The sequence below is a fragment of the Streptomyces regalis genome, assembly GCF_001509475.1.
In the GTDB taxonomy this organism is placed as follows: Bacteria; Actinomycetota; Actinomycetes; order Streptomycetales; family Streptomycetaceae; genus Streptomyces; species Streptomyces regalis.
This window is the reverse complement of the sequence record NZ_LLZG01000137.1, coordinates 1-5,879: the sequence shown is the minus strand read 5'-3', so window position 1 is coordinate 5,879 and position 5,879 is coordinate 1. Positions and strand designations below refer to the sequence as shown.

Genomic DNA, 5,879 nt, shown 5'->3' with positions numbered 1-5,879 from the left:
CGTCCGGCGTTTGAGGACGAGGCCCGTTCAGGGCCGAAGCGGGGGTCTGGGGGCCGCAGGCCCCCAGGAGGCGGGGTCGAAGGGGCGGAGCCCCTGGGGGATGGGACGGGTAGGGGCGGCGGGGGCGAGAGAAACCGCCCTACCGGCGGAGCCTCACGCGCTGATCTGTCGCGACCAGGTGGGCGTAGTCCCCGTAACCCGACACAACGCCAAATACAACGGAATCGGCGGCGTATAAGGCACCGTCCCGTCCGGCCGATGAATCAGCTGAGGAGTGTCCAGCACAACCGCCCCCGTCACGTACCGCACACCCGCCGGCCACTCCAGCGCGTAGTCGGAGTCGGACGGCACGATCCACCACCAGTGCGTCTCATCGGCGTACACGCACCCCACACGAGGCAGCCGGGGCATGATCAGAGGCCCGAAACGCGTGGGAACCGCCACCGCGTCACAGCCCAACGGCGCCGTCATACCGTCAGGAACGGGCAGCCGTCGAGGAACCGCAGCGGAGCGCAGACCGCGGCGGAGCCGGACCAGCGAGTCCAGGCTCAGCACCTGACCGCCGCCGGACGCGCCGCTCACAGCCATGCGGGCCCCGTTCCCCCACCGTGCCGCGCCTGCGCCTCGTCCTCGTCGCCCGAACCTCCGGACGGACCGGGCTTGGGCCGGGACCCCCACCCGAGGTCATTGCGCGGCCCGGTGTCGACACGGGAGGTGTCCGGGAACCGCGAGGTCTCCGGGAACCCGGCCGCGCGCCGCAGATCCGCCCAGACGACCAGCCCGGAGCCCTGCTCCCGGGTCCCCCACGTGTGGCAGAGGGCGTCGATGAGAAGCAGTCCCCTCCCGTGCTCCTCCTCGGGCCTCGCCGCCAACGGATGGGGCTCACCCGGCGCGCATCCTTCGTCGCGCACGGCTATGCGCACCAGCTCGCCACCGTCGTGCAGCTCACAGACGATGTGCTCGCTCGCGGTGTGCACGATCGCGTTGGTGACCAGCTCGGACACGACCAGAGCCGCCGTGTCGCAGGTGTCCTCGCACACCGCCCAGCCGTTCAGCCGAGCCCGGGTCAGGCGTCTGGCCTGCGCGGGAGAACCCGGATGCGCGGCCAGTTCGAAACGGAACCGGCGCTCCGCAGCGGCGCCCCGCTGGGGGCCGACTCCCGGGGCGGCGCCGAGGCCGTGGGGGGCCGCGGCGGCGTCTGTTCCTAAGGGCGGGGACGGAATCACGCTTGCCACTATCGCCCCGCCGTGAACACTTGGCAAGTGTCACTCTGAAAAATGCAGAGTGCCGTGTGACGCGGTGGAAGGCCGTGGCACACTGCTCGCAACAGCATGTCGAACGGCGCCAGTTGGGATCACCGAAGATCCGCCGGTTCTGCCCGGGGTCTTCGAAACAGGTCTTCGAATGGCGCCGTCGGCCTGTCGGGATCCAATCGGCCTGTCGGGACTCATTCGTGGAGGTGGAGCGTGAGCGAGCCGCGGTCCGCGCCGACGGTCGGTCAGGTCGTCCTCGGCCGACGCCTGCTGGACCTGCGGGAACGCGCCGGGCTCAAGCGTGAGGAGGCCGCCCGCATCCTCCGCGTCGCCCCCGCCACGGTCCGCCGTATGGAGATGGCCGAGGTCGCGCTCAAGATCCCGTACCTCCAACTGCTCCTGAAGGCCTACGGCATCTCCGACGAGGAAGCCGACGGCTTTGTGCAACTGGCCGAGGAGGCCAACAAACCCGGCTGGTGGCAGCGGTTCCACGACATCCTGCCCGGCTGGTTCTCGATGTACGTCAGCCTGGAGGGCGCCGCCGCGCTCATCAGGTCGTACGAACCCCACTTCGTGCCCGGCCTGTTGCAGACCGAGGACTACGCGCGCGGAGTGCTGACGTCGGGCGCCATCGGCCAGACCAGCCCCGACGACATCGAGCGCCATGTCGCCCTGCGCATACAACGTCAGCAACTGCTCACCCGCGAGGACGCACCCCGCCTGTGGGTCGTGATGGACGAGACCGTGCTGCGCCGCCAGGTCGGCGGCCCGGAGGTGATGCGTGCCCAGATCGACCGGCTGCTCGAGGTCACGAAGCTGCCCAACGTGACGCTGCAGGTGGCCCCGTTCGCGAACGGGCCGCACCCCGGCACGTACGGGCCCTTCGTGCTGTTCCGATTTGCCATGTCAGAACTGCCGGACATGGTCTACAGCGAGCACCTGACCGGCGCCGTCTATCTCGACGCGCGCACCGAGGTGGCGACCCATCTCGAGGTCATGGACCGCATGGCGGCGCAGGCCGCAACGGCACATCGCACGAAGGGGATCCTCCGGGATCTCCGCAAGGAGCTGTGAATGGATCGCATCAAGCCGCGCATACACGTCTACAACGGCATGCCCGCGCGGGACTTGGGCAGCGAGGGCTGGCACAAGCCGTGGAGCGGCGGCAACGGCGGCAACTGCCTGGAGGCGATGAAGCTCGCCGACGGCCGGATCGCCGTCCGTCAGTCGACCGACCCGGACGGGCCGGCGCTGATCTACACCACGGACGAGATGACGGCGTTCATCGAGGGGGCCAAGGCTGGGGAGGCGGACTTCCTCCTTTCCTGAGCACTTGAGCCACTTGAGCCACTGCCCTGTCTCTCGCACAACTTCCTTTACTTGGTGCTTAGTTGATAACCCTTTGCGTCTTACGGAGTGCCTCATGAACGAGATCGACACCAGCAAGCCGCATCCCGCGCGGATGTACGACTGGTATCTCGGCGGCAAGGACAACTACCCCGTCGACGAGGCCATGGGGAAGCAGATGCTCGCCCTCGACCCGCGCGTCCCGGTGATGGCGCGGGTCAACCGCGCGTTCATGCACCGCGCCACCCGCTGGCTCGCCAAGAACGGCGTACGCCAGTTCCTGGACATCGGCACCGGAATCCCGACCGAGCCGAACCTCCATCAGATCGCCCAGCAGATCGCCCCCGACGCGCGCGTCGTCTACTGCGACAACGACCCCATCGTGCTGGCTCACGCGGCGGCCCTGCTGCGCGGCACGGACGAAGGCGCGACCGAGTACCTGCAAGCCGATGTGCGCAACCCCGGTGCCATCGTCGAGGGGGCGAAGAAGGCCCTGGACTTCAGCCGCCCGGTGGCTCTTTCTCTCGTCGCGCTGCTGCACTTCGTCCCCGACGAGGACGGCGCGCACGAACTGGTCGGCCGGCTGCTGTCCGAACTCCCCTCCGGCAGCTACCTGGTGATGACCCACGCGACCGCCGACTTCACTCCCGAGGAGTCGAAGGCGGCGACCGAGAAACTCAAGGCGGCCGGCGTCACGCTGGCCCTGCGCTCCCGCGAGGAGTTCACCCGCTTCTTCGACGGCCTCGAACTCGTCGAGCCCGGCGTCGCGGTACCGCACCACTGGCACCCCGAACTGGGTGAGCCCGTACCCGGACAGGATGACGGGGTCATCCCCGGGTACGGGGCAGTGGGGCGCAAGCCGTAGTTCGTCCCTTACGGGTACGGCCTGCAGGTGCGACTTAGAGGTGTGACCTACAGGTGTGACCTACAGGTACGACATCATGCGCCGCGGAGCGTCCACCAGGCGGCTGAGGACCACCACCGGCAGCGGGGGCTGCTCCACCTTGGCCGGGCTGAGGTTCAGCCCGTAGTAGATCTGCTCGATCGAGGGCGGTCCGACCGCGAGGTTGCGCCGGACCGCCTGCGACGGCGACTCCTCACCGGTCTTCACGAGGTACGCCGCGACCATCGCGCCCGTACGGCCGACACCCGCGCCGCAGTGGACGAACACCGGGCCGGACGCCGAGGCGACGGTGTCGAGGAAGTGCTGTACCTGCTGGGGCGACGGCGTCTGACCGTCGCGGATCGGCATGCGCACGGCCTTCAGCCCGGCGTCACCCGGTTCGGCCAGCTCGGCCGCGCTCAGGTCCTCGGCGCGCAGGTCGACGACGGTGGTGATGCCCATGCTCGCCAGCGCCCGGTAACCGGCCGGGGAAGGGGCGGAGCCGCGCCACAGTCGACCGTCGGTGTCCACGGGCTGGAAGTGGTTCACGCCCTGGACGGAGCGCGTGCCGGCAGGTGCCGGAGTCTCCTCGCGGGCCAGGTACGACATGCCCAGGATGCTGCCGGCGCCGGCGGCCCACAGGGCGATGTAGCCGATGACGATGCCGAGGAGGATCCGCAGTGCGCGCCTGGACAGCGGGCGCTTGCGGAGAGCAGCGGTGGGCAGGGTTGCGGTGAGGACAGCCATGGGAGACCCGGGGGACTAGGGGACGAGGGTGGAATCGTAACCCGGGTTATGTGATCAACTGGGTGATACGTCCGTTTCTGTGCCATTAGTCTCATTTGTCATGTTTAGTTGCTCGGCGCGCGGGGTAAGCGGCACGGTCAGCCTTCGACCGCCTCCGCGTCGCCGACACCGACCACCGTGAGGTGGGCGCGCTCCAGGGGCGCGTCCTCCAGGCAGCCGCGCAGCCGCATGAGGTCGTGCTCGGTGAGGGCGGGCCGCACGACTCCGGCGAACGTGCCGTCTCCCAGGTCGCCCAGCGAGGCGTGCCGCAGCGGTGCGGCCGTGGAGTGCCGGCAGCTCTCCCAGATCTGCTGGGCGGCCAGAGCCTTTCCGTCGGACGACATGTCCGTGCCCCGCAGCTCGATCTGGACGACCACGGAGGTGGCCTCGTTCTCGTTGGCCTCTTCCTTCCGGGTCTGGGTGAGGTCGGCGAGCCCCACGATCAGCGCGGCGAGCAGGGCGGCGCCGACGACGGTGACGGTGGCGAGACGTGCGGTACGGCCCCCGGGCCCGCCGCCCAGCGGTGGCAGGTCGTCCAGATCTCCGGGGGCCGCCGGGTCGGGCGCGGCGAGCACGGCCAGCCGTCCGGCCAGGCGGCGCTCGGCGGGTCTCGCCGTGGCCGTCGCGACCTTCTGCACCACCCAGGCGAGCCCGGACAGCAGTACGCCGGCGACCATGAGGACCGGCACGAAGACGTACGTCCGGTCCGCTGGGTCCTCCAGCCACCGGAACCGCCTCTCCTCGTGCGCCACGGCCGGCTCGCGCAGCCGCGTCAGGATGTCCTCCTGGCGGGCGTCCAGCTCCCGCTGCCGCCGGTCGGTGTCGCGCAGCCGCTCCTCCAGCCCGTTCAGCCGCCCCAGCGTCGCCAGGCCGAACAGCATCACCTCGACGACCAGCAGCAGCACTCCGCAGATCATCGCCCGCTGCCACTGCCACCGGTACAGATAGACGACGAGGTAGGTGCCCGCGCCGGCGGCGACCAGCGCTCCGAAGACGTACGTGATCTTCCTCATGGCGTGTCCCCCAGTCGTACGTCACCTGCCGTCCCGTCGACGGTGAGTCGGGAGCCGGGCGGGAAGCGGCGTACGGCGTCGGTGGCGCCGACGACCGCGGGGAGTCCGAACTCCCTTGCCAGGACGGCCAGATGGGACAACGGGCTGCCGGTCTGGGCGACCAGCCCGGTGAGGCCGGGAAGCAACGGGGCGAGCCCGGGGTCCAGGGTGCGCACGACCAGCACGGCGTCCGCCGGCCGCGGGCCCGTGCCGTCCCACACGGTCCCGACGACGCGCCCCGCGGACACGCCCCGCACACCGTCGCGCCGTCCGCCTCCCCGCTCGGCGACGACGACCTGACCGTCCGTGAGCCGGAAGGCGTCCGGCAACGGCGGCGACTCGGCCCGCGGCACGCGCGCGTGGAGGTCGCCGGGCAGGGCCCCACCGTCCAGCACAGTGGCCAGCTCCCCCCACCGCAACAGCCCGACACGCTCCACTGCGATCCCCAGCCGCCGAGCCACCTCCCGCACAAGCCGCACCTGCAGTTCCTGCACCCAGCGGATGCGGAGGCGGAGGGCTTCGCGGGGTGGGAGGGCGGTGAGGGAGGGGGAACGCGGG

The 5,879-nt window shown here is 70.4% G+C and carries 8 protein-coding genes; 3 read left to right on the top strand and 5 right to left on the bottom strand.

Features of this window, described 5'->3' with window-relative positions:
• Window positions 1–153: 153 nt before the first annotated feature.
• Together ADL12_RS56510 and ADL12_RS19080 are read right to left on the bottom strand one after the other, a co-directional pair.
• Window positions 154–588 (bottom strand): hypothetical protein, encoded by a 435-nt coding sequence (locus ADL12_RS56510; protein WP_062703877.1) that lies wholly within the window; start codon window positions 586–588, stop codon window positions 154–156.
• Window positions 579–1,235: an ATP-binding protein gene (locus tag ADL12_RS19080; protein WP_062703876.1), complete on the bottom strand. Its 657-nt coding sequence runs from the start codon at window positions 1,233–1,235 to the stop codon at window positions 579–581. Before ADL12_RS19080 ends, ADL12_RS56510 begins: the two co-directional genes overlap by 10 nt.
• Before the next feature lie 231 nt (window positions 1,236–1,466).
• Here ADL12_RS19080 and ADL12_RS19075 point away from each other — a divergent pair, with 231 nt between their 5' ends.
• From ADL12_RS19075 to ADL12_RS19065, 3 genes are all read left to right on the top strand, one after another.
• Window positions 1,467–2,327 carry a helix-turn-helix domain-containing protein gene (locus ADL12_RS19075; protein ID WP_062703875.1) on the top strand — a complete coding sequence of 287 codons (861 nt, stop codon included), beginning with the start codon at window positions 1,467–1,469 and terminating at the stop codon, window positions 2,325–2,327.
• The gene (locus ADL12_RS19070) at window positions 2,328–2,582 is read left to right on the top strand and encodes a DUF397 domain-containing protein (protein WP_062703874.1); all 255 of its coding nucleotides are present in this window, start codon (window positions 2,328–2,330) and stop codon (window positions 2,580–2,582) included.
• A gap of 94 nt (window positions 2,583–2,676) precedes the next feature.
• On the top strand, window positions 2,677–3,465 hold the full coding sequence (locus ADL12_RS19065) for an SAM-dependent methyltransferase (RefSeq protein WP_062703873.1): 789 nt from the start codon (window positions 2,677–2,679) through the stop codon (window positions 3,463–3,465).
• Window positions 3,466–3,525: 60 nt separating this feature from the next.
• Here the strand turns inward: ADL12_RS19065 and ADL12_RS19060 are convergent, their stop codons facing one another.
• The 3 genes from ADL12_RS19060 to ADL12_RS19050 all read right to left on the bottom strand — a co-directional run.
• Window positions 3,526–4,230 carry a protein-tyrosine phosphatase family protein gene (locus ADL12_RS19060; protein WP_062703872.1) on the bottom strand — a complete coding sequence of 235 codons (705 nt, stop codon included), beginning with the start codon at window positions 4,228–4,230 and terminating at the stop codon, window positions 3,526–3,528.
• Between the two features lie 137 nt (window positions 4,231–4,367).
• The gene (locus ADL12_RS19055; RefSeq protein WP_062703871.1) at window positions 4,368–5,282 is read right to left on the bottom strand and encodes a hypothetical protein; all 915 of its coding nucleotides are present in this window, start codon (window positions 5,280–5,282) and stop codon (window positions 4,368–4,370) included.
• Window positions 5,279–5,879: PEP-utilizing enzyme (locus ADL12_RS19050; protein ID WP_244187943.1), on the bottom strand; the 601-nt coding region annotated here is incomplete at its 5' end. The genes ADL12_RS19050 and ADL12_RS19055, both read right to left, overlap by 4 nt.